This is a genomic window from Kribbella sp. NPDC054772 (assembly GCF_053611945.1).
Window position 1 is genome coordinate 14,250 of record NZ_JBSHBJ010000014.1, and the last position, 18,743, is coordinate 32,992.

Annotated in this window: 18 protein-coding genes; 12 read left to right on the top strand and 6 right to left on the bottom strand. The window is 69.9% G+C overall.

Going from position 1 to position 18,743, the window contains the following annotated elements; translation table 11 throughout:
- Nucleotides 1-3: 3 nt before the first annotated feature.
- From ACWGID_RS22005 to ACWGID_RS22015, 3 genes are all read right to left on the bottom strand, one after another.
- Nucleotides 4-936: a polyphosphate kinase 2 family protein gene (locus tag ACWGID_RS22005; RefSeq protein WP_452199273.1), complete on the bottom strand. Its 933-nt coding sequence runs from the start codon at nt 934-936 to the stop codon at nt 4-6.
- A complete protein-coding gene (locus ACWGID_RS22010; protein WP_452199275.1) occupies nt 933-3,716 on the bottom strand; it encodes a cation-translocating P-type ATPase in 2,784 nt (927 codons plus the stop codon). Before ACWGID_RS22010 ends, ACWGID_RS22005 begins: the two co-directional genes overlap by 4 nt.
- Nucleotides 3,717-3,821: 105 nt before the next feature.
- Complete coding sequence (locus ACWGID_RS22015) at nt 3,822-4,223, bottom strand: MerR family transcriptional regulator (RefSeq protein ID WP_452199277.1); 402 nt, start codon at nt 4,221-4,223, stop codon at nt 3,822-3,824.
- Nucleotides 4,224-4,275: 52 nt separating this feature from the next.
- Here ACWGID_RS22015 and ACWGID_RS22020 point away from each other — a divergent pair, with 52 nt between their 5' ends.
- The 4 genes from ACWGID_RS22020 to ACWGID_RS22035 are packed head-to-tail and all read left to right on the top strand — an operon-like array spanning nt 4,276 to nt 8,516.
- Nucleotides 4,276-5,439 carry an acyl-CoA dehydrogenase family protein gene (locus ACWGID_RS22020; RefSeq protein ID WP_452199279.1) on the top strand — a complete coding sequence of 388 codons (1,164 nt, stop codon included), beginning with the start codon at nt 4,276-4,278 and terminating at the stop codon, nt 5,437-5,439.
- Nucleotides 5,440-5,446: 7 nt separating this feature from the next.
- Nucleotides 5,447-6,976: an acyl-CoA carboxylase subunit beta gene (locus tag ACWGID_RS22025; protein WP_452199280.1), complete on the top strand. Its 1,530-nt coding sequence runs from the start codon at nt 5,447-5,449 to the stop codon at nt 6,974-6,976.
- 14 nt (nt 6,977-6,990) lie between these two features.
- Nucleotides 6,991-7,767, top strand: coding sequence for an HpcH/HpaI aldolase family protein (locus ACWGID_RS22030; RefSeq protein ID WP_452199281.1), 777 nt, complete (start codon nt 6,991-6,993; stop codon nt 7,765-7,767).
- Nucleotides 7,768-7,820: 53 nt separating this feature from the next.
- Entirely contained in the window at nt 7,821-8,516 is a 696-nt protein-coding gene (locus ACWGID_RS22035; protein ID WP_452199282.1) for a maleylpyruvate isomerase N-terminal domain-containing protein, read from the top strand.
- Here ACWGID_RS22035 and ACWGID_RS22040 read toward each other — a convergent pair.
- Complete coding sequence (locus tag ACWGID_RS22040) at nt 8,513-9,586, bottom strand: CobW family GTP-binding protein (RefSeq protein ID WP_452199284.1); 1,074 nt, start codon at nt 9,584-9,586, stop codon at nt 8,513-8,515. The two genes, ACWGID_RS22035 and ACWGID_RS22040, sit on opposite strands and share 4 nt — an antisense overlap.
- A gap of 65 nt (nt 9,587-9,651) precedes the next feature.
- Between ACWGID_RS22040 and ACWGID_RS22045 the strand changes: the two genes are divergently transcribed.
- From ACWGID_RS22045 to ACWGID_RS22070, 6 genes are read left to right on the top strand one after another with little or no spacing between them, the layout of a single operon-like run.
- On the top strand, nt 9,652-10,860 hold the full coding sequence (locus ACWGID_RS22045; RefSeq protein ID WP_452199286.1) for a GNAT family N-acetyltransferase: 1,209 nt from the start codon (nt 9,652-9,654) through the stop codon (nt 10,858-10,860).
- A gap of 17 nt (nt 10,861-10,877) precedes the next feature.
- Nucleotides 10,878-11,597 carry a DUF4129 domain-containing protein gene (locus ACWGID_RS22050; protein ID WP_452199288.1) on the top strand — a complete coding sequence of 240 codons (720 nt, stop codon included), beginning with the start codon at nt 10,878-10,880 and terminating at the stop codon, nt 11,595-11,597.
- Nucleotides 11,594-12,181 carry a hypothetical protein gene (locus tag ACWGID_RS22055; RefSeq protein WP_452199290.1) on the top strand — a complete coding sequence of 196 codons (588 nt, stop codon included), beginning with the start codon at nt 11,594-11,596 and terminating at the stop codon, nt 12,179-12,181. Before ACWGID_RS22050 ends, ACWGID_RS22055 begins: the two co-directional genes overlap by 4 nt.
- A gap of 10 nt (nt 12,182-12,191) precedes the next feature.
- Nucleotides 12,192-13,196 carry an AAA family ATPase gene (locus ACWGID_RS22060; RefSeq protein ID WP_452199292.1) on the top strand — a complete coding sequence of 335 codons (1,005 nt, stop codon included), beginning with the start codon at nt 12,192-12,194 and terminating at the stop codon, nt 13,194-13,196.
- Nucleotides 13,193-14,494, top strand: coding sequence for a DUF58 domain-containing protein (locus ACWGID_RS22065; RefSeq protein ID WP_452199293.1), 1,302 nt, complete (start codon nt 13,193-13,195; stop codon nt 14,492-14,494). Before ACWGID_RS22060 ends, ACWGID_RS22065 begins: the two co-directional genes overlap by 4 nt.
- The gene (locus ACWGID_RS22070; protein WP_452199295.1) at nt 14,491-15,039 is read left to right on the top strand and encodes a hypothetical protein; all 549 of its coding nucleotides are present in this window, start codon (nt 14,491-14,493) and stop codon (nt 15,037-15,039) included. The genes ACWGID_RS22065 and ACWGID_RS22070 overlap by 4 nt, the downstream gene beginning before the upstream one ends.
- A 13-nt stretch (nt 15,040-15,052) precedes the next feature.
- Here the strand turns inward: ACWGID_RS22070 and ACWGID_RS22075 are convergent, their stop codons facing one another.
- Nucleotides 15,053-15,601, bottom strand: a complete 549-nt coding sequence (locus tag ACWGID_RS22075; RefSeq protein WP_452199297.1) for a TetR/AcrR family transcriptional regulator — start codon at nt 15,599-15,601, stop codon at nt 15,053-15,055.
- A 93-nt stretch (nt 15,602-15,694) separates the two neighbouring features.
- Here ACWGID_RS22075 and ACWGID_RS22080 point away from each other — a divergent pair, with 93 nt between their 5' ends.
- Nucleotides 15,695-17,110 carry a DHA2 family efflux MFS transporter permease subunit gene (locus ACWGID_RS22080; RefSeq protein ID WP_452199299.1) on the top strand — a complete coding sequence of 472 codons (1,416 nt, stop codon included), beginning with the start codon at nt 15,695-15,697 and terminating at the stop codon, nt 17,108-17,110.
- A 2-nt stretch (nt 17,111-17,112) separates the two neighbouring features.
- On the top strand, nt 17,113-17,448 hold the full coding sequence (locus tag ACWGID_RS22085; RefSeq protein ID WP_452199301.1) for an MmcQ/YjbR family DNA-binding protein: 336 nt from the start codon (nt 17,113-17,115) through the stop codon (nt 17,446-17,448).
- On the opposite strand, the gene ACWGID_RS22090 is transcribed toward ACWGID_RS22085, so the two are convergent.
- Entirely contained in the window at nt 17,428-18,657 is a 1,230-nt protein-coding gene (locus tag ACWGID_RS22090; protein WP_452199303.1) for a neutral zinc metallopeptidase, read from the bottom strand. The two genes, ACWGID_RS22085 and ACWGID_RS22090, sit on opposite strands and share 21 nt — an antisense overlap.
- Nucleotides 18,658-18,743 lie beyond the last annotated feature (86 nt).

The window sequence follows — 18,743 nt, forward strand, 5'->3', positions numbered from 1 at the left end:
GGCCTAGCCGGCTTCGAACGGGTCAGGTGCCGCCCCCTCCGGCGACTGGGCCTCGAGGGTCTTCTTGATGTCCAGGAGCGCCTCACGGGCATCTTTGTCGATCGTCGGGAAATGCGGATCGATCTCCATCAGCGCGTTGGCGATCACCGCGCCCGCGGCGATCCGCGCGTACCACTTGCGGTCGGCCGGGATCACGTACCAGGGCGCCCACGTGGTGCTGGTGTTGGACAGCATCTTCGAGAACGCCCGCTGGTAGTCGTCCCAGTACTCCCGCTCCCGGACGTCGGCCGAGGAGAACTTCCAGTTGTGGTCCGGGAGATCGATCCGCCGCAGGAAACGGGTCCGCTGCTCCTCGTTGGACAGGTTCAGGAACAGCTTGACGATCTTGGTGCCGTTGCGGCTGAGGTGCCGCTCCCATTCGTTGATCTCCTGGAACCGGTGTCGCCACACCCCTTTGCCGCGGGCGCTCTTGGCCAGGTGCTGCCGCTCGAGGAGCTCCGGGTGCACGCGGACGACGAGCACCTCCTCGTAGTGCGAGCGGTTGAAGATGGTGATCTCGCCACGCCGGGGGAGTTGCAGCCCGTAGCGCCACAGGTAGTCGTGATCCAGCTCCTCGCTGGTGGGCACCTTGAAGCCGTGCACGTCGACGCCCTGCGGGTTGACCCCGGTCATCACGTGCCGGATGGTTCCGTCTTTACCGCCGGCGTCGAGGGCCTGCAGGACCACGAGTACGCCGTGGGTGTGCTGCGCGTACAGGCGGGCCTGGTACTCGGACAGCAGGTCGGTCCCCACGGCCAGCAGTTGCCGGCCCTTCTTCTTGGACCGGACGGTGCCCTTGAAGGACGGGTCGAAATCCTTGGCGAGCTTCACCTTCGAGCCCGGTTCGACCCGGAACGGCTCGATGAAATCGGCGATCCGTTCTTCCCGTGATGTCATGCGTTCCCCCTGACCTCGGACCCGCTACGGGCACGTTGTGGCGCGACGGCGTACTCCGGGCTCAACGTCGCCGGCCGCGGGTGCCGGCGCCTCCTGATCGCCTTCGCCACCTCGACGACGATCGGCAGGACCGCCGCCAGACCGGCGCAGACGAGCCACTCGCGCGGGCTCAGGGTCTGGGTGGACAGCCCCTTCTGGAGCGTCGGCAGTTGGGTGCCCAGGAAGAGCAGGGCGAACGAGATCAGTCCGATCCCGACGGCCTTCAGGATCGGTGCGGTCAGGCCGCTGGCCGGGTCCCGCCGGTTGACCAGTGCGTTGAAGATCGTCCCCAGACCCATCACGGCGAACGTCATCGTCATCGACGTACTGGCGCTGTCGGGTTTCGGGTCGTCCGGTCCGAGGATCAGCGGTCCCAGCGCGGCCAGGAACAGCACCAAGGCGTAGCCGAGCCACATCGTCACGGCGCCCCGGTTCGTGATCGGTACGCCGGGATCGCGCGGGGGCCGGTGCATCACGTCCGGATCGCCCGGGTCGACCGCGATGATGATCACGCCGACCGCGGTGGCGACGAACAGCAGGTACAGCACCATCGACGGTGTCATCGCCACGCCCTGGTTGATGTCGAACACCGTCGCGGCGAGGTACAGCAGGACCAGCGCCAGCAGCTGCGTCATCTGGTACCGCACGTACGACACGACCTTGTCGTACACGCGCCGGCCGATCTGCACGGCGTGCACGAGGGTGCCGAAGTTGTCGTCGGTGAGCACCATCCGCGCGGCCTGCTTGGTGACCTCGCTCCCGGTCCCCATCGCGACACCGATGTCGGCCTGTTTGAGCGCGGCCGCGTCGTTGACCGCGTCACCGGTCATCGCCACGATCAGGCCCAGTTCCTGCATCGTCTTGGCGAGCCGCAACTTGTCCTGGGGCGTGACCCGCCCGAACACATGCAGATCCGGCAACCGCTGCTTCAGCTCGTCGTCGCTCATCGCCTGCAACTCGGTGCCGCTGACCGCGCCCGCGCCGAGCCCGAGCTCGCCGCCGATCGCCTGCGCGGTGATCGCGTGGTCGCCGGTGATCATCCGGACGTCGATGCCGGCCGTGAGCGCCGTACGGACGGCATCTTTGGCTTCCGAGCGCAGTGGGTCGATGATGCCCGCCAGTCCGACGAACGACAGGCCCTGTGTGAGGGACATCGGATCGCTGGTCATCGCGGCCTGTTCGTCGTCGGCGACCAGGCGGGCGGCGAACGCGAGCACCCGCAGGCCCTTCTGCCCCATCTTCAGGTTGGCGTCGTCGATCCCGGCGCGCGCCTCCGTCATCGGCACCTGCGAGCCGCTCAACGGACCACCGGCCTGGGTGCACCTCGCGACGACCACGTCGGGTGCTCCCTTGACCAGCTCGATGAGGTGCTCGACGCCGTCGACGGTCGCCCGGTGGAACGTCGCCATGAACTTGTACTCGGAGTCGAACGGGACCTCGGCCAGCCGCGGGTAGGCCTGCCGGGTCTGCTCCGCGTCGATGCCGAGCTTCGCGGCCAGCACCACCAGCGCCGCCTCGGTCGGGTCGCCGATCACCGACCCGTCGTCGTTGACCACCGCGTCGCTGTCGAGCGCCAGACCGAGGCCGAGCCGGCTGAAGTCCGGTACCGGGGTGCCGGCCACCGAACGGATCGCGCCGCTCTTGCGATAGCCCTCGCCGTCGACGGTGAACCAGGATCCGCTCGCGTACAGCGTGGAGACCATCATCTGGTTCAGCGTCAGCGTCCCGGTCTTGTCGGTGTTGATCGCGCTGGTGGCACCGAGCGTCTCGACGTCGGTGAGGTTCTTCACCACCGCCTTGGACGCGGCCAGCTCCTTCGCGCCCAGTGACAGCAGGCCGGAGACGAACGCCGGCATACCGGTCGGGATCGCCGAGATCGCCATCGCGGTCCCGAGCAGCAGCACGTCCTTGCCCGGCAAACCACGGATCAGGCCGGCGATCACGATCACCGCGACCGCGCCCCAGGCGATGATCGCGAGCACCTTCGTCAGCGAGTCCAGCTCGCGCTGCAACGGCGACCGGGTGCGCTTCACCGAGGTGAGCATCGTCGCGATCTGGCCCATCTGCGTCTGCATCCCGGTCGCGGTGACGAGGATCGTGCCGGTGCCGCGGGTCACCGAGGTGTTCTGGAACAGCATGTCGGTCTGGTCGCCCAGTGCGACGTCACCGGCCGGGAGCGCGCCGGCGTCCTTGGCGACCGGGGCGCTCTCGCCGGTGAGCGCCGCCTCCTGCGCCTCCAGCGTCGCGGACCGGACGATCCGCCCGTCGGCCGGCACGATGTCGCCCGCCTCGACCTCGATCAGGTCGCCCGGGACCAGTTCGGTCGCCGGGATCATCGTCACCTCGCCGCCGCGGGTCACCCGGGCCTGCGGCACCTGCATCTTGGACAGCGCGTCCACGCTGGCCCGCGCGGTCAGCTCCTGGCGGGTGCCGAGCCCGATGTTCAGCAGGATCAGCAGGGCGACGAGGATCGCGGTGGAGACCTCGGCGATCAGCAGGCTGACGATCACGACGGCGATCAGCATCAGGTTCATCGGGTCGCGGACCTGGGCGAGCGCGACGGCCCAGATCGACGGCGGCTTCTCGGCCGCGATCTCGTTCGGGCCGTACGACGAGAGCCGGTCGGCTGCCTCGGACGCGGACAACCCACCGGCCGCGTCGGACCCGGCCGCGGTGATGACCGCGTCGGCATCCAGCGAGTACGCCGGTTGCTCAGTGCCGGTCGATGATGGCGCTGTCATGCCGGTCTCGCTCACGAACTTTCCCCCTCCGCCTCGTGGACGGCGGCCCCGCATCACACGGTAGACCAGCAGCGCCGCGTGCCTATCGTCCGTACTGGGGGAGATTCAGTGCGTGCGCAGCGCGGCCAGGTCGGCCTGACAGCGGGCCTCGACCTCGGCGAGGTCCACCAGGGTGTCCTCGATGTCCTGGCGGCGTTGCTCGAGTTCGGCGCGGCGGTGCGCGATCTGGTCCAGCAGGTAGACGAGCTGGCCCTCCTCGCCGGGCTCGGCGTCGTACATGTCGACGATCGTGGCGATCTCGCCGAGCGAGAAGCCGAGGCGTTTGCCGCGCAGGATCAGGCCGAGGCGGACCCGGTCGCGCGGGTGGTAGACCCGCGCGGTACCGCGGCGTTCGGGCGTGAGCAGGCCGCGGTCCTCGTAGAACCTGATCGTGCGGAGGGTCACGTCGTACTCGGTGGCCAGCTCGGCGATCGACCAGGTCTCGGACGGCACCTGGCTGTTGTGCATGGGCCTAGCGTGCTTTACGTTGACGTAAGCGTCAAGCACGAAGGGGTGCCGCATGTTCGAGTTGTCCGCGGAGCATCAGGAGTTCCGCCGTAGCGTCCGGGACTTCGCCGAGGCGGAGATCACGCCGCACGCCGCGGAGTGGGACCGCAAGCACTACTTCCCGGTGGAGGTCGTGCAGAAGATGGGGCGGCTCGGCCTGTTCGGGCTGACCGCGCCGGAGGAGTACGGCGGTGCCGGCGGCGACTTCACCAGCCTCTGCGTGGCGATCGAGGAGATCTCCCGCGCCGACCAGTCGATGGGGATCACCCTGGAGGCGGCGGTCGGGCTCGGGATCAACCCGATCCTCACCTACGGCACCGACGAGCAGAAGGCCACCTGGCTGCCCGACCTGGTCGCGGGCCGCACGCTGGCCGGCTTCGGGCTGACCGAGCCGGAGTCCGGCTCGGACGCCGGCGCCACCAAGACTCGCGCGGTGCTCGACGGCGGCGAGTGGGTGATCGACGGCTCGAAGCAGTTCATCACCAACTCCGGCTCGTCGATCACGTCCTGCGTCACGGTCACGGCGCGCACCGGGGAGCGCGCGGACGGTAAGCCGGAGATCTCCACGATCATCGTCCCCACCGGTACGCCGGGGTTCATCGCGGAAGCGGCGTACGACAAGCTCGGGTGGCATGCGAGTGACACGCACCCGCTGACGTTCGTGAACTGCCGCGTGCCGGAGGCGAACCTGCTCGGGCAGCGCGGCAAGGGCTTCGGTCAGTTCCTGGCCACGCTCGACGACGGGCGGGTGGCGATCGCGGCCGTCGCGCTCGGCTGCATCCGGGCGTGCCTGGAGATGTCGGTGCAGTACGCCGGTGAGCGGCAGACCTTCGGCGGCCCGATCGGCCGCAAGCAGGGTGTGGCGTTCCAGATCGCCGACCTGAAGGTGATGGCCGACGCCACCGAGCTTTTGGTCTACCGCGCCGCGGCGCTGAAGGACGCCGGTGCGTCCATGGCCGACTTCAAGCAGGCGGCGTCCGTTGCCAAGCTGTATGCGAGCGAGTCCGCGGTGACCGCCACCCGGATCGCCACCCAGGTCTTCGGCGGCTACGGCTTCATGGAGGAGTACCCGGTCACCCGCTTCTACCGGGACGCCAAGATCCTGGAGATCGGCGAGGGTACGTCGGAGGTGCAGCGCATGCTCATCGCGCGATCCCTCGGCCTCCCGGTGGAATGATGACGGCATGACCCACGATCACTGGACTGAGGTCAAGGTCGCCCGCGAAGCCACACTCGGCCCGCCGGAGAAGGCGGCCGCGAAGCTTCAGAGTCAGAACAAGCTGTACGTGCGTGACCGGATCGCGCTGCTCGTCGACGAGGGGAGCTTCGTCGAGGACGCGCAGCTCGCGAACGCGCTGAACCCCGGCCTGCCGGCCGACGGCGTGGTCACCGGCCGCGCGCTCGTCGACGGCCGGCCGGCGCTGCTGGTCGCGAACGACCCGACCGTGAAGGCCGGCTCGTGGGGCGCCCGCACGGTCGAGAAGATCGTCCGGATCACCGAGGTCGCGCTCCGCGACGAGCTGCCGATCTTCTGGCTGATCGACTCCGCCGGCGCCCGGATCACCGACCAGGTGCAGCTGTTCCCGGGCCGCCGCGGCGCGGGCCGGATCTTCCACAACCAGGTGGCGCTGTCCGGCAAGGTCCCGCAGATCTGCTGCCTGTTCGGCCCGTCGGCCGCGGGTGGCGCGTACATCCCGGCGTTCTGCGACATCGTGATCATGGTCGACGGGAACGCCTCGATGTACCTCGGTTCGCCGCGGATGGCCGAGATGGTGGTCGGCGAGAAGGTCACGCTGGAGGAGATGGGCGGCGCCCGGATGCACACCAGCGTCTCCGGCTGCGGTGACCTGCTGGCGAGCGACGACACCGAGGCGATCGAGCTGGCGAAGCAGTACTTCTCCTACCTGCCCGGTTCGTGGCGCTCGCGACCCCCGTCGTACGACGCCTCGGAGCCGGCCCGGGACTTCACTCGGGATCTGGTGCCGGCGGAGGAGAGCGTCGGGTTCGACATCCACGACGTGATCGACGCGGTCCTGGACGCGGACACGTTCTTCGAGATCAAGCCGGCGTACGCGCCGGAGTTGGTGGTCGGGTTCGGGCTGCTGGCAGGTCAGGTGGTCGGGATCGTCGCGAACCAGCCGGCGGTGAAGGGCGGCGTCCTGTTCGTCGACTCGGCAGACAAGGCGGCGCGGTTCATCTGGCTGTGCGACGCGTTCAACGTGCCGCTGGTCTACCTGTGTGACGTGCCCGGGTTCATGATCGGCAGCGAGGTCGAGCGGGCCGGGATCATCCGGCACGGCGCGAAGATGATCACCGCGGTCTCCGAGGCGACCGTTCCGACGGTGTCGGTGATCGTCCGCAAGGCGTACGGCGCCGGCTTGTACGCGATGTGCGGCCCGGGGTTCTCGCCCGACGCGTGCGTCGCGCTGCCGACCGCGAAGATCGCGGTGATGGGTCCCGAGGCGGCGATCAACGCCGTGTACTACAACAAGATCCAGGAGATCGCCGACGAGGGCGAGCGGGTCGAGTACGTCTCCAAGCTCCGCGAGGAGTACGAGACCGACATCGACATCCTCCGGCTGGCCGCGGACCTGGTCATCGACGCGATCGTCGAACCCGAAAGCCTACGCACCGACCTGATCGCCCGCCTGGCCGCCGCCCAGTCCAAAGACCGGACGTTCTCCCACCGACGGCACGGCGTACCGCCGGTGTAGATAGTGTGCGGACCGTGAATGCAAACGATTTCGCGCGCAAGGTTCGGGCTCGGGAACGGCTCGTCGGGTACTGGGTCACGTTGGACGTGCCGCCGGCTGCCGAGCGGATTGCTCGGTTGGGGTACGACTACGTGGTGCTGGACGGGCAGCACGGGCTGATCGGGTATCAGGGGCTCGTCAACGGGCTGCTGGCGATCGACGCGGGTTCGGCGATCGGCCCGCGGCCGTCGGTCGGGCTCGTGCGGGTCGAGGCGAACGACCCGACGCCGATCGGGCGGGCGCTGGACGCCGGTGCGACCGGTGTGATCGTGCCGTTGATCGACAGTGCGGACGACGTGGCGCGGGCGGTGCGCGCGGCGAAGTACCCGCCGGTCGGGGTGCGGTCGTTCGGTCCGATGCGGGCCGCGTTGCGGATCGGGCCGGTGCCGGCCGAGAGCAACGACGCGACCGTAGTGCTGGCGATGATCGAGACGCCGCTCGGCCTGGCGAACGTCGCCGAGATCTGCGCGACCCCCGGCCTCGACGGCGTGTACGTCGGGCCGTCGGACCTGAGCCTCGCGCTGGGTGCCGCCTTCCCGGGCGACCCGGCAGTCGAGGGACCGTTCGAGGAAGCGGTCGAGTTGATCGCGCGGACCGCGCGGGAGGCCGGGATCGCGGCAGGCATCCACACCTTCGACGGCGAGTCCGCGAAGCAGCGGCTGGAGCAGGGGTACAGCTTCGCGACCGTGGCCTCCGACCTCAGCCACCTCGAGGCGATCGCCGCCGCACACCTCGACACCGCTCGTTCCTAGGGCAGGTCCGCGACTCGCGGTAGCTTCGGAGGAGCAGAGCGAGGAGGGCCGGGATGAGGGCACCCGAGCGTGGGGCGTTGCCGCGTGGACTGGCAGGGACGTTGGGGCGCGCCTACGGGCGGCTGACGGAGACGGTGCAGGGGCTGAGCGAGGCGGACTTCCGTCGCGAGACCCGCTGCCCCGGCATGACCGTCGGCCCGCTCCTGGTCCATCTCCTGTACGACGCCGAGCGCGCACTGATCGCTTTCGCCAGTCCGGCGGTGGTCGAGCCCGACCGCAACTTCGTCACGTACTGGACCGACTTCCCGCCGCAACCCGACGGTGATACGAGCTTCGTTCGCGGGGTCGCGGCGTCGTACCGCAGACCCGGCCTGCTCGTGCAGCACTGGCGGGAGGTGTCCGAGGCCGCGGTCCGGGCGGCGGCGGCGGGGCTGGCCGCCAAGGGGCACCGGATCGAGACCCAGGGACACGTACTGCCCGCGCTCGACTTCGTCGCCACTTTGGTGCTCGAGGCAACGGTCCATCACCTGGATCTGATCGTCGGGCTGCCGGACGCACCCGAGCCGGACCCCGAGGGACTGCAGGTCACCGCGCGCACGCTGGACGGCCTGTTCGGTCCGGACGCGTGGGACGTGATCGGCTGGGACACCACGACGTACGTGCTGAAGGCGACCGGCCGGGAGCCGCTCGACGAGGACGACCTGGACATGCTCGGCGCCCACGCGAACCGGCTGCCGCTGATCGGTTAGAACACGCCTGCGAACGGATCCTCGAGGTCGCGCCAGTCCAGCTTCGCCAGTTCGGACTCGGTCAGCAGGCAGGCGTCCAGGACCGCTTGCAGGCGGGCCGGATCGAGGCCCATCCCGGTCGCGACGACCGTGCACTCGGCGAGGTGCTCGGTGTCCGACCACTCGCCGAGCATCCCGAGCGACGCGCTGTACCCGGCCGACTCCCAGCGGACCCGCTGCGTCGGCCGGTTCGCCAGCCAGACCACGCCGCGGCTGCGGACGACGCCGTGCACGATGTCCTCGAGGGCGTCGTTCAACCGGGCCGGATGCAACGGCCGGGTCGACCGCCACAGCACGGTCGTCACCCCGTCGTCGCTCGGTTGCACCCGGTCCGACGTCGCGAGCTCACCGGCCCACGCCTCCGCCGCGTCGAAGTCGAACCGTCCCGTCCGCGCGACGGCTCCGACCGGTACGCCGTCGACGTCTGTCGTCAGCACCGAGGTCCGCGGGTTCAGGTGTTCCAGCAGGTGCTCCAGCCGCTCGACCGCCGTACTGCGGTGGGCGTTGGCCAGCACGCACACGTCGGCGTACTCGATCTGGCGCGCGGTCAGCTCCGCGACGTTCCGCCGGTCGGGCAGGCCGAGCGCCAGGCCGCGCTCGGCCAGCAGCTCGTCACCGGACAACTGCTCGACCAGCAGTACGGCGTCGACGACGCAGGTGACCGTGTCGACGACGATCTCCGGCAGCACGGTGAGGAGTGTGGTGACGAGCGGCCGGGCCTCCATCGCGGGCGGTGCCGCGAGGACGATGTGATCCCAGTGCGCCCGCGCGACCAGGGTCTCCAGCAGCGGCACGAGCGACTCGATCAACTGGCACGCGCCACAGTCGTCGCCGACCGTGAACTCGCCGGCGTCGATCGGGCCGGACGCGTCCCGCACCTGCCACGACAGCACGCCGCGCTCGGTCAACTCGTCCTGCGCGACCGTCACCACGACTGTGGTGGCGTCGGTCATCGCCTCGAGAACGGGCTCGCGCAAGGTCGCGGAAAGCCCGGCCAGCAAGGACAACGGCGTTTTCCCCTGGGCGGTCATGTCCTCAGTATATGAAAACGGTTTTCATCAGTCCAGAGGGCCCGATCGTCTGGTAGGTAAAAGACATGGCGATCGAGATCGGGCGGTACACCGGCGAGTGGGACGAGCTCCTGGAGCTCCTGGACATGGCGTTCTCCTCGCCGTGGACCGATGCGCAGTACGAGGCCGAGCGGGGCATCTGGGAACGCGAGCGCAGTGTCGTCGCGATCGACGACGGCCAGCTCGTCGGGCACACCGGCACGTTCTCGCACCGGATGTCGGTGCCGGGCGGGCAGTTGCCGGTCGCGGGCGTGACGATGGTTGGCGTCCGGGCGACGCACCGGCGGCGCGGCATCCTGCGCGACCTGATGCGCGCGCAGCTGACCGCCGTCCACGAGGCCGGCGAACCGCTGGCGGCGCTCACTGCGAGCGAACCGGTGATCTATCCACGGTTCGGGTACGGACTCGCGGCGGACCACCAGGAGATCGTCGTACCCAAGGCGTCTCGCACCCTGCGCCCGGTGGCGGGCATCGACGACGTCCGGATCCGGTACGTCGACCTTCGGGAGAACCTCGCCCGCTGCGCCGAGCTGCGGAATCGGCTCGCGCTGGAGCAACCGGGCATGTTCCAGCACGACAAGCGCTGGCAGGCGTACTCGATCAGCGACAACCTCTCGAGCAACACCGCGAATGCGTCGAAGCTCCGCTGCGTGCTGGCCGAGCGCGACGGTGAGCTGACCGGGTTCGCGTACTACCGGACGAAGCGCGCGGAGCAGGGGTACGTCGACGTACAGCGGGTGCACGCCTCGGATCTGGCGTCGCATGCCGCGCTGTGGCGGTACCTGCTCGAGCCGGACCTGCTCAGTCAGACGCGATGCGCGATGCTCGCGTCCGACGACCCGCTGCTCGATCTGCTGCTCGATCCGCGGGCGCCGTCGCCGATCACGCGCGACGGCCTGTGGGTCCGGCCGGTCGACGTCGGTCGCGCGCTCGCGGGCCGGACGTATGCGCGCGACATCGACGTCGTGATCGAGGTGGCCGACGACTTCCTGCCGTGGAACGCGGGCCGCTGGCACCTGGCCGGCGGACCGGACGGCGCGACCTGTGAGTCGGTGTCCCGGGACGCGGATCTCACGCTGGACGTCCGCGACCTCGGCGCGGTGTACCTCGGGCGCCCGTCGCTGGCGAGGCTCGGCCGGGCCGGTCTGGTCGCCGAACACACGTCCGGTGCGTTGGCCGCGACAGCGCAAGCGTTTTCCACATCTCGGCTTCCGTTCCTGGACACTGGCTTTTGAGGGGGTAGCCTGCCGGGATGCAGACGCAGCGTAGGGGTGCGCTCGCGGTGGCCGCTGTCGTGGCCGTGGGGGTCGCGGTGGCCGGCTTCGTCGTGCTCGCGTCAGCCGGCGGCCCGGTGCGCCCGGTCAGCGACAGCACGCTGCGGTCCAGCCCGCGCCCACTGCCGACCTTCACCCGGACCCAGAGCGCACCGTCGGCCCCGACCGGGTCGCCCACTGCCCAGGCCCAGCCGGCCGAGCTGCCGGAGTGGCTGAAGGCGCTCTGGCAGGCGTTCGCCTATCTGCTCGTCGCGGCGGTGGTGATCTTCGTCGTCGTGGTGATCGTCCGGGTCGTCCGCAAGATCCGGTTGCCGAAGGCGGAGCACGAGGACACCGACTGGGAACGGGTGAAGACCGAGCGACTCGTCGAGGCGGTCGACGCGGGCCTGGCCCGGATCGACACCGGTACGGCGACGGATGCGGTGGTCGCGTGCTGGGTGGCGCTGGAGGAGGCGGCCGCGTCGGCCGGCGTACCGCGTGAGCCCGCCGAGACGCCGGCGGAGTTCACCGTGCGGGTGCTCGGGGTCGGCGGGATCTCCGAGCCGCAGCTGGTCCGGCTCGGCGAGCTGTACCGCGAGGCGCGGTACTCCAGGCACGGGTCGAGCGAGCAGGCGCGGACGGAGGCCCGCGCGGCGTTGCTCCGGTTGCGGGAGGAGCTTGCGGTGGCCCGCCCCGAGCAGGCGGAGGTGTCCGGATGACGTCGTACCGCTGGACGCCGTTGGAGGAGAAGGGGCCGCCGCCCGAGGCGAAACGGTCCCGCTCGCTGCGGCCGAACAAGTTGCTCGTGCAGCATGTCGGTCTGGCCGTGCTGGGGAGTCTGTTGCTGGTGGGGGTTCTCGGTGCCGCCGGGATGGCGCCGAAGCCGCTCTGGTTCGTGGTGGCCGCGCTCGCGGTCGGTGTCGGGTCGCTGGCGATCCGGCTGCTCCTGCCTCAGGTGCTGGAGACGAACTGGCCGGGCCGCCACGACGAGCGGCTGGCCGCGTTGCGCGTCCGGACGAACGACAACCGGACCCAGTTCATCGCCACCTGGTTGCAGGAGTCCAGCCGTGAACGGCGTGCCGGTGAGGGGTCGCGGACGTTCGCGCGCCGGGTCCGGCCGCTGCTGCTCGAGCTGACCACCGACCGCCTCGTGCACCGGCACGGTATCGACCCCGAGCGCGAGCCGGAGCGGGCCCGCGCGATCGCCGGCGACCGGCTCTGGCAGCTCGTCACCGGTGACGACCAACGGACCGCGTCCCTCGACGACATCGAGTACGCGATTCACACCATCGAGAATCTGTGAGGGATATCCCGTGAGCGATACGGCTACCGAAACCGAGCTGACCCTCGATGAGGTGTCCGGGCTGAGCCGGCAGGTGCTGGACCGGGTCAGTCAGGCCGTGGTCGGCAAGGCCGAGGCGCTGGAGCTGGTGCTGGCGGGCATCCTGGCCGGCGGGCACGTGTTGCTCGAGGACTACCCGGGCCTGGCCAAGACGCTGGCCGCGCGGTCCTTCGCGCAGGCCCTGGGGCTGGAGTTCCGCCGCGTACAGTTCACGCCCGACCTGTTGCCGTCGGATGTGACCGGCGCCTTCGTGTACGACCAGAAGGAGTCCGAGTTCGTCTTCCGGCCGGGCCCGATCTTCACCGGCCTGCTGCTCGCGGACGAGATCAACCGAACCCCACCGAAGACGCAGGCGGCGCTGCTGGAGTCGATGCAGGAGCATCAGGTGACGGTCGAGGGGCAGACGTTCCCGCTGCCCACCCCGTTCCACGTGCTCGCCACAGCGAACCCGGTGGAGTACGAGGGCACCTATCCGTTGCCCGAGGCGCAGCTCGACCGCTTCATGCTGCGGATCGGCTTCGGCTACCCGAGCCCCGCGGAGGAGTGGGAGGTCCTGCGTCGCCGGATGAGCCGCCGCCGCGAGGACCAGACCGTCGACGCGGTGACGGACGCCGCCGGGCTGCTCGCCGCGCAACGTGCCGTCGAGACGGTGACGGTCGACGACACCGTCGGCCAGTACTGCGTCGACCTCGCCGCGGCCACGCGACGGGACTCGCAGGTGCTGGTCGGTGCGTCGCCGCGAGGCTCGCTGGCGTTGCTGTTGACTGCTCGCGCGTACGCGGTGATCCAGGGCCGCGACTACGTCGTACCGGAGGACGTGAAGGCTGTCGCGGTTCCGGCGCTGGCGCACCGGATCACGGTGCGGCCGGAGCTGTGGCTGCACGAGGTCACCGGGGCGACCGTGGTGCGGGCCGTGCTCGGTTCGGTCGCGGCGCCGCCGACCGTGGTCGGCGCTGCCGGTGCTGCAGGCGCATGAGGTGGCGGCCGACGCACGCGCAGATCCGGGTGGTCTGCGTAGCTGCGGTGCTGCTCGGGATCGCCGTACTGTTCCGGCGTCCGGATGCGGCCGTGTTCGGGCTGCCGTTGGCGTTCCTGGCGGCCTGGGGGAGGTTCTTCCGTCCCAGCGGACGGCCTGAGGTGCACACCGAGCTCGACGCGGACGTGTTGTTCGAGGGGCAGGGTACGACGTACCGGCTGCGGGTTCCGGAGGCGGTCGATCCGGACATCGACCTCGTCGTGGCGGCGCTGCCGCGGACGGCGTGGTTCCAGTACGACCCGCCGCAGGCGGCGATCGCGGAGCCGGTCGCGGACGGCGACGTGACGCTGGAGGTCGGCGTACGGTCGAAACGCTGGGGACTGCGGTCGTTGGAGCGGCCAACAGTCGTGGCGACGTCGACGGTCGGGGCGTACCGGCTGCCGATGACGTCGGCCGAGTCGCAGGCGGTGAAGACCCTGCCGCTGCGCGAAGGATTCGAGGCGGTGGACTCGGTGCCGCGACCGGCCGGTCTGGTCGGGCTGCACCGCTCGCGGCGACCGGGCGAGGGGACCGAGCTGTCCGGCGTGCGGCCGTTCCGGACCGGCGACCGGCTGCGGCGGATCAACTGGGCGGTGTCGGCGCGCACACAGGAGCTGCATGTCACGTCGACCTGGTCGGACCGCGACACCGAGGTGGTGATCATGGTCGACACCGGCGGCGAGATAGGGATCAGCGAAGGGATCGAAGGCCGGTCCTCGAGCCTCGACACCGCGGTCCGGGCGGCCGCTGCGGTCGCCGAGCACTACCTGCGGAACGGCGACCGGGTGCGGCTGATCGACACCGGCAGCCTGTTCCGGGGCGTGCGATCGGGCAGCGGCCGTGCACATCTGCGGCGGATCCTGGACACCCTCGTCCATGCCGATCGGCGTGGACGCCAGCAGGACGAAGAACAACTCGCGCGGCGGAACCGGATCCGGTCGGACAGCCTGGTGCTGGTCCTCAGCCCACTGCTGCGGCAGACCATGCTCGGTTACATCGTCACGTTGGTGCACTCCGGCTGCACGGTGATCGCGATCGACACGTTGCCACCCGACGTCGCCGACGTCATCGGTGTCGACGAGCACGACGCCCGGTCCTGGCCGCTCGCCTGGCGCCTGCGTCTGCTGGAGCGCCGTCGCGATCTCGATCGCCTCAGCGACCTCGGCGTACCGACCGTGCCCTGGAGCGGTTCCGGGACCTTGGACGAGGTACTGCGGGACGCGGCGCGGCTGTCCGCGGCCCCGAGGATCCGCTCATGACGGCCGCCGAACGGATCAGCCTGTGGCTCGAACAGCTCCGGGCGTCGGGGCGGGCGATGCGGATCGCGCGCTCGGTGATCGCGCTCGCGGGAGCCGTCGCGCTGGTCGTGCCGGCGTTGCAGTCCTGGGACGAGATGGACCTGGTGCCGATCGTCGGCGTACCGCTGCTGGTGGCGACCGTCGTGCTGCCCGACTCACCGGCCGCGGCGGCGTTCCTGCTGCTCGTCGGCGTCGGGTGGTTGCTGCGGGCGCCGCGGGAGGTCAGCTGGAGTCTTGCGCTCACCGCGATGGCGCTCGTGGTGGTGCACCTGGCCACCGCGTTCGCGGCGCAAGTTCCGTCGTACGTGCGGATTCGGCCGGCGGCGCTCCGGCGCTGGTGGTTGCCGACGGCAATCGCCTTGTCGCTGGTGGTGGTCGGTGCGGTGGCCGCGCGGCTGGTTCAGGGAGCCGACGTGCGGGGGTCGCTGGTGGTGGTCGCCGCGGCGATGGCGCTGGTCGCGGCGACGATCTGGTTCGCCGCCGGCCAGAAGCTCGATCGGGACTAGTGCTCGATGGGGACTAGTGCTCGTGCCCGAGTGTCTCGGTGATCTCCTCGGCCCACGGCATCGGGATCGCCTTCGGGCCGATCACCTGCAGCGCGGACATGACCGTGATCAGCATGCCGGTGGACAGAAACTCCCGGGCCTCCTGCGCTGAGGCGCCGGTGAGTTCGCGGACCAGTCGATAGATGCCGCCGAAGCGTTCGCGGACGCAGTCGCCGATGGCCGGATCGCCGCTCGCGGAGAAGCCGTGCAGGAGCACCAGAAGCAGCTCGGGCTCGGCCAGGAGACGCTCGTAGTTCTGGCCGAGGACGGGCAGCTCGGGCGTCTCGGCGGCGGCCTCGCGGAAGATCTGCTCGATCCGCTCACAGACACTCTGTACGGCGGCCAGGAACAGCTGCTGCTTCGTCCCGAACAGCCGGATCACGTAGGGCTGTGACACCCCCGCCATCCGGGCGATCTCATCGGTCTTGGTGCCCTCGTACCCGGACCGCCCGAACGCCTGGACCGCGGCCCGCAGTACCTCCTCGCCACGCTCCGCTGCAGTCAGTCGAACCCTTGCCGGCATCCCTCGCTCCTTCCGTCCCTTGACATGTTATCAGTGGATGCATACTCTCGCCATCAAGCTTGTTATCAGTCAATTACAACAAGGGGTAGAGAGATGACATCGACCGCTCTCGAGGAGAGGGACGGAGCGCGGACCGCGCGGAGCCGGGGGCTCGGTGTGGTGCTCGCTGCGGTGGGGATTCCGACCTTCATGGTCACGCTCGACAACCTGGTGGTGACCAACGCACTCCCGGTGATCAAGTCCGAGCTGGGTGCGTCACTGTCGGACCTGCAGTGGTTCGTGAACGCCTACACGCTGGCCTTCGCCGCGCTGCTGCTGACCGCGGCCGCGATCGGTGACCGGCTCGGCCGGCGCCGGGTGTTCCTGGCCGGCATCACGCTGTTCACGCTCGCTTCCGCAGCCTGCGCGCTGGCGACCGAGCCGTGGATGCTGATCGGATCGCGGGCGATCCAGGGCATCGGCGCCGCGGCCGTGATGCCGCTGTCGCTGACCCTGCTGTCCGGCGCCGTTCCGGAGAAGATGCGCAGCGCCGCGATCGGCATCTGGGGCGGTATCTCCGGTCTCGGTATCGCCGTCGGGCCGGTGGTCGGCGGCGCGGTCGTGGACGGCCTGAACTGGCAGTGGATCTTCTGGCTGAACGTCCCGATCGGCGTCGTCGCCGTCCTGCTCGCCGCGCGCGTCCTGACCGAGTCGAAGGGTACGGCGAAGTCGCTGGACCTGATGGGCTTCGTCCTGGCCACCACCGGTGTGCTGTCGATCGTGTGGGGTGTCGTGCACGGAGCCGGCGACGGCTGGACGTCGGGTAACGTCCTCGGCTCGCTGGTCGCAGGCGGCGTACTGCTGGCGGCCTTCATCGGCTGGGAGCACCGGACCGCGGCGCCGATGCTGCCGCTGCGCCTGTTCCGGGTCCGCTCGTTCAGCGTCGTGAACGTCGTCACGTTCACGTTCTCGGTCGGCGTCTTCGGCTCGGTGTTCCTGCTCGCGCAGTTCTTCCAGGTCGTGCAGGGCTACACGCCGTTCCAGTCCGGCGTCCGCACGCTGCCGTGGACCGCGGCACCGCTGGTGGTCGCCCCGATCGCCGGTCTGATCGTCGACCGGGTCGGCGCACGACTGCTGATCACCGTCGGGCAGGTGTTCCTGGCCGGGGCGCTCGGCTGGATCGCACTGATCACCAGCGCGACCACGCAGTACGGCGAACTCGTCGTGCCGTTCGTCCTCGCGGGGATCGGGATGGGGCTGACCTTCGCGCCGAGTGCGAGCGTGGTGATGGGCAGCGCGTCGGATGCCGACCGGGGAGTGGCGTCCGGGACGAACAACACCATCCGCGAGGTCGGCGTCGCGATGGGGGTCGCCGTACTGGCCTCGGTGTTCGCGTCGGCGGGCTCCTACGAGTCCCCGATCCGGTACGCCGCCGGTCTGGTCCCCGCGGTCTGGACGGGCGCCGCGATCGTGGCCGCCGGTGCGCTCGTCGCCCTTCTGCTGCCGGGGCGCGGACGCTCTAGAGTGTGACGGTGCTGGACGCTGACGACGTACGACGGATCGCGCTGTCCTTCCCGGAGACGGTGGAGAAGCAGCGGTGGGGACACCCGACGTTCGACGTGGCCGGGCGGATGTTCGTCACGGTCCCGGACGACCAGACCTCGTTCGCCGTCCGGTGTCCGCGGTTGGAGCGCGAGGAACTGATCGCGGCCGAGCCGGAGAAATTCTGGGTACCCAAGCACGAGGCGGGCTCGAACTGGGTTCGGGCCCGCCTCGCCGCGCTCGAGGACGCCGCCGAACTGCACGACATCCTGATCGACTCCTGGCGCCAGGTGGCGCCGCCTGGATTAGCTGACGTACTTGGGTGAGACGGCGAACGTGTTGCAGCTCGCCGGGTTGCCGGTCTTGAACGACGTCCCCATGAAGCGCTTCTGGCTCGCGACGCTGCCGTGGTCGCCCTCCTCCGGCTTGTCGCCGGCGGTGACCACCCACTTGTTCCAGACGTAGAGCATCTCGCCGCTGATCGGGTAGGACCGCTTGTTCATCGCCAGGAAGACGCCGGCGAAACAGTTCGCCTGCAGCTCCATCCGGCGGGTCTGCCGGGTCCGGTCCTCGTAGCTGGTCAGCTCGTACCGGATGTTGTCGGAGGCCTGCAGGATGCCGGTCATGTTCTGGACGGCGTGACCGTACTCGTGGGAGACCGAGCGGGTGTACCACATCCGCGCGTACGCCCTGGACTCCGCGTCCGGGTACTCGGTGTACGCCTTCACGAAGACGTCGACCTTCATGTACAGGTTGTTGTTCACCGAGCAGTAGTACGGGACGTTGACCGGGCCGCTGCCGCACGGGCCGGTCGCGTTGGTGCCGGCCCAGAACGTCATCGACGGTGCCTTGAACGAGTAGCCGGCCTTCGCCACCAGCGGCGACCAGGACTTGTCCAGGCAGGGCTTGATCGCGGTCCAGTACGCGGCCGCGTTCCGGGCGTTGGTCGGGCGGACCTTCGGCTCCTTGCAGCCGACCGGCGTCATCTGGCCGACCTTGTAGAGCTGGTTCTTCGCCACGACGGTCGAGTCCGCCGGCTTGTTCGGCGAGGTCGACTCGGTGTTGGTGGGCTCCTCGGTCGGCTGCCCGGTCGGAGACGTCGACGAGGTGGGCTCCGGCGTGTACCGGGTCGGGCTGACCGGCGGCGTCGTGGTGTCGTCGGCGTTCTTCTTGATGACGCCGAGGATCCAGCCGCCGACGATCACGACGCCGAGCAGCGACACGATGACGACCAGCGGGGCCTTCGACTTCTTCCGCCGCGGCGGCTGCGGGCCGCCGGGACCGAAGTTCGGGCCCCAGCCGAAGCCGGGACCCTGCGAGGGCGGCCCGTAGTGCGGCGGGCCCTGGGGCGGGCCGGCGTACTGACCTTGCGGGGGTCCGTACTGACCAGGTGGGGGACCTTGCGGCGGGCGGGGCTGCTGATACTGCTGCTGGTACTGCGGTTGGCCCTGCGGCGGTCCCTGAGGTGGTCCCTGCTGCTGATACTGCGGATACGGCGGGTTCTGACCCGGCGGCCCGTAGGGTGGCTGGCTCAACGCCGATCCTCTCGTCCCTCTGCTGACACAGCGATCGCCACAGTATCCGTACCGATCAGGTCAGTTCGGAGCACCCCCGGACGGTA

Bases quoted from the DNA above. Each gene is read 5' to 3' on its own strand.
- ACWGID_RS22015 (WP_452199277.1), bottom strand. From the start codon at position 4,223: ATGCACAACAGCCAGGTGCCGTCCGAGACCTGGTCGATCGCCGAGCTG.
- ACWGID_RS22075 (WP_452199297.1), bottom strand. From the start codon at position 15,601: ATGCCGGCAAGGGTTCGACTGACTGCAGCGGAGCGTGGCGAGGAGGTA.
- ACWGID_RS22040 (WP_452199284.1), bottom strand. From the start codon at position 9,586: ATGACCGCCCAGGGGAAAACGCCGTTGTCCTTGCTGGCCGGGCTTTCC.
- ACWGID_RS22055 (WP_452199290.1), top strand. From the start codon at position 11,594: ATGACGTCGTACCGCTGGACGCCGTTGGAGGAGAAGGGGCCGCCGCCC.
- ACWGID_RS22010 (WP_452199275.1), bottom strand. From the start codon at position 3,716: ATGACAGCGCCATCATCGACCGGCACTGAGCAACCGGCGTACTCGCTG.
- ACWGID_RS22050 (WP_452199288.1), top strand. From the start codon at position 10,878: ATGCAGACGCAGCGTAGGGGTGCGCTCGCGGTGGCCGCTGTCGTGGCC.
- ACWGID_RS22035 (WP_452199282.1), top strand. From the start codon at position 7,821: ATGAGGGCACCCGAGCGTGGGGCGTTGCCGCGTGGACTGGCAGGGACG.
- ACWGID_RS22025 (WP_452199280.1), top strand. From the start codon at position 5,447: ATGACCCACGATCACTGGACTGAGGTCAAGGTCGCCCGCGAAGCCACA.
- ACWGID_RS22070 (WP_452199295.1), top strand. From the start codon at position 14,491: ATGACGGCCGCCGAACGGATCAGCCTGTGGCTCGAACAGCTCCGGGCG.
- ACWGID_RS22065 (WP_452199293.1), top strand. From the start codon at position 13,193: ATGAGGTGGCGGCCGACGCACGCGCAGATCCGGGTGGTCTGCGTAGCT.
- ACWGID_RS22045 (WP_452199286.1), top strand. From the start codon at position 9,652: ATGGCGATCGAGATCGGGCGGTACACCGGCGAGTGGGACGAGCTCCTG.
- ACWGID_RS22005 (WP_452199273.1), bottom strand. From the start codon at position 936: ATGACATCACGGGAAGAACGGATCGCCGATTTCATCGAGCCGTTCCGG.
- ACWGID_RS22080 (WP_452199299.1), top strand. From the start codon at position 15,695: ATGACATCGACCGCTCTCGAGGAGAGGGACGGAGCGCGGACCGCGCGG.
- ACWGID_RS22020 (WP_452199279.1), top strand. From the start codon at position 4,276: ATGTTCGAGTTGTCCGCGGAGCATCAGGAGTTCCGCCGTAGCGTCCGG.